Genomic DNA, 3,251 nt, shown 5'->3' with positions numbered 1-3,251 from the left:
ATAACTTTGATATGACACGCGTGGCAACGTCCTACTCTCACAGGACCAAAGGTCCAACTACCATCGGCGCTAAGAAGCTTAACTGCTGTGTTCGGCATGGGAACAGGTGTGTCCTTCTTGCCATCATCACCACACAGTGTCATCTCATCGTTATCTTGAGCAATCTTTCAATCACTCAAAACTGAATACACCCAAACTCACCTTGAAATCTCATGGTTAAGTCCTCGACCGATTAGTACTAGTCCGCTCCATATATCGCTATACTTCCACTTCTAGCCTATCTACCTGATCGTCTCTCAGGGGTCTTAATTCTTTCGAATGGGAAATCTCATCTTGAAGCTGGCTTCCCGCTTAGATGCTTTCAGCGGTTATCCATCCCACACATAGCTACCCAGCAATGCTCCTGGCGGAACAACTGGTACACCAGCGGTGTGTCCATCCCGGTCCTCTCGTACTAAGGACAGCTCTTCTCAAATTTCCTACGCCCGCGACGGATAGGGACCGAACTGTCTCACGACGTTCTGAACCCAGCTCGCGTACCGCTTTAATGGGCGAACAGCCCAACCCTTGGGACCGACTTCAGCCCCAGGATGCGATGAGCCGACATCGAGGTGCCAAACCTCCCCGTCGATGTGAACTCTTGGGGGAGATAAGCCTGTTATCCCCAGGGTAGCTTTTATCCGTTGAGCGATGGCCCTTCCATGCGGTACCACCGGATCACTAAGCCCGACTTTCGTCCCTGCTCGACTTGTAGGTCTCGCAGTCAAGCTCCCTTCTGCCTTTGCACTCTACGAATGATTTCCAACCATTCTGAGGGAACCTTTGGGCGCCTCCGTTACTCTTTAGGAGGCGACCGCCCCAGTCAAACTGCCCACCTGACACTGTCTTCCGTGTTCTTCACGCGAGTTAGAGGGTTCATATTACAAGGGTAGTATCCCACCAACGTCTCCCTGCATACTGGCGTACACAGCTCTTCGACTCCTACCTATCCTGTACATGTCATACAAACACTCAATATCAAGTTGCAGTAAAGCTCCATGGGGTCTTTCCGTCCTGTCGCGGGTAACCTGCATCTTCACAGGTACTATAATTTCACCGAGTCTCTCGTTGAGACAGTGCCCAGATCGTTACGCCTTTCGTGCGGGTCGGAACTTACCCGACAAGGAATTTCGCTACCTTAGGACCGTTATAGTTACGGCCGCCGTTTACTGGGGCTTCAATTCGCACCTTCGCTTGCGCTAAGCGCTCCTCTTAACCTTCCAGCACCGGGCAGGCGTCAGCTCCTATACGTCATCTTGCGATTTAGCAGAAACCTGTGTTTTTGATAAACAGTCGCCTGGGCCTATTCACTGCGGCTGACTTGCGTCAGCACCCCTTCTCCCGAAGTTACGGGGTCATTTTGCCGAGTTCCTTAACGAGAGTTCTCTCGCTCACCTTAGTGTTCTCCACTTGACTACCTGTGTCGGTTTGCGGTACGGGTTGGTTATACTAGCTAGAAGCTTTTCTCGACAGTTTGATTATCCACCTTCGCTACTATTATTTCGCTCCAGGTCACAACTCATCATTAATCGTAAGCATTTGACTCACAATCTCACTCGTTGCTTCTACAGACATTTCCATCAGTCTGCGTGGAATTACCTCCTGTGTCCCTCCATTGCTTAAAACGTATTTCCCAAGTACAGGAATCTCTACCTGTTGTCCATCGCATACGCCGTTCGGCTTTTGCTTAGGTCCCGACTAACCCAGGGCGGACGAGCCTTCCCCTGGAAACCTTAGTCAATCGGTGGACAGGATTCTCACCTGTCTTTCGCTACTCATACCGGCATTCTCACTTCTATGCGCTCCACCGCTCCTTACGGTACAGCTTCGCCGCACATAGAACGCTCTCCTACCATCCTAATAAATTAGAATCCACAGCTTCGGTGTACTGTTTAGCCCCGGTACATTTTCGGCGCAGGGTCACTCGACTAGTGAGCTATTACGCACTCTTTAAATGATGGCTGCTTCTAAGCCAACATCCTAGCTGTCTAGGCAACCCCACATCCTTTTCCACTTAACAGTTACTTAGGGACCTTAGCTGGTGGTCTGGGCTGTTTCCCTTTCGACTACGGATCTTATCACTCGCAGTCTGACTCCCAGAGATGAGTTTGTGGCATTCGGAGTTTATCTAGATTCGGTAACCCGGAAGGGCCCCTAGTCCAAACAGTGCTCTACCTCCACAACTCTTACTCTGAGGCTATACCTAAATATATTTCGGAGAGAACCAGCTATCTCCAGGTTCGATTGGAATTTCTCCGCTACCCACACGTCATCTCCACACTTTTCAACGTATGTGAGTTCGGTCCTCCAGTGCGTCTTACCACACCTTCAACCTGCACATGGGTAGGTCACCTGGTTTCGGGTCGACGACACCTGACTTGCGCCCTATTCAGACTCGCTTTCGCTACGGCTCCGTATCTTCTACTTAACCTTGCCAACTATCGTCACTCGCCGGTTCATTCTACAAAAGGCACGCCATCACCCATTAACGGGCTCTGACTACTTGTAAGCACACGGTTTCAGGTACTCTTTCACTCCCCTTCCGGGGTGCTTTTCACCTTTCCCTCACGGTACTGGTTCACTATCGGTCACTAGGGAGTATTTAGCCTTACCAGATGGTCCTGGTGGATTCCGACGGGATTTCTCGTGTCCCGCCGTACTCAGGATACTCCTGAGCCAGTTGATCTTTCGCATACGGGGGTCTCACCCTCTCTGCCGCCCCTTCCCATGGGCTTCTACTAAATCGTCTGGTCTCGTGGTGGAGTCCTACAACCCCAACGTGCATGCACGCTGGTTTGGGCTCTTCCCCGTTCGCTCGCCGCTACTTAGGGAATCATTCTTATTTTCTTTTCCTGCAGGTACTTAGATGTTTCAGTTCTCTGCGTCTACCTTCCTTGCGGATAATGATCTTTTACAATCATTGGGTTCCCCCATTCGGAAATCTCCGGTTCTTAGCGTACTTACCGCTCCCCGAAGCATATCGCTGTTCGTCGCGTCCTTCATCGGCTCCTAGTGCCAAGGCATTCACCGTGCGCCCTTTATTGCTTAACCACAATATTTTCGCTTATTTTTTAACTCTATGAATAAATTCATAGACTCGGTCAATTTCTCGGTTCATTATATCTTTTTGTTTAAGAAATAATGTGATTGTCATACCTCGCATCGAGAATATGATCAATCTTGTTTGGTGTATTCAGTTTTCAATGATCGAT

Annotated in this window: 2 rRNA genes; both read right to left on the bottom strand. The window is 49.8% G+C overall.

The features are described from left to right. Nucleotides 1–18: 18 nt before the first annotated feature. A 5S ribosomal RNA gene (gene rrf / locus NW240_RS08515) occupies nt 19–134 on the bottom strand. A gap of 78 nt (nt 135–212) precedes the next feature. Further along, nucleotides 213–3,090, bottom strand: a 23S ribosomal RNA gene (locus tag NW240_RS08510). Nucleotides 3,091–3,251: the final 161 nt, after the last annotated feature.

Origin of the sequence: Facklamia sp. 7083-14-GEN3 (assembly GCF_024742075.1) — a bacterium.
Taxonomy (GTDB): Bacteria; Bacillota; Bacilli; order Lactobacillales; family Aerococcaceae; genus Facklamia.
The sequence above is the reverse complement of the archived record's forward strand: the minus strand, read 5'-3'. Positions and strand labels throughout refer to the sequence as shown.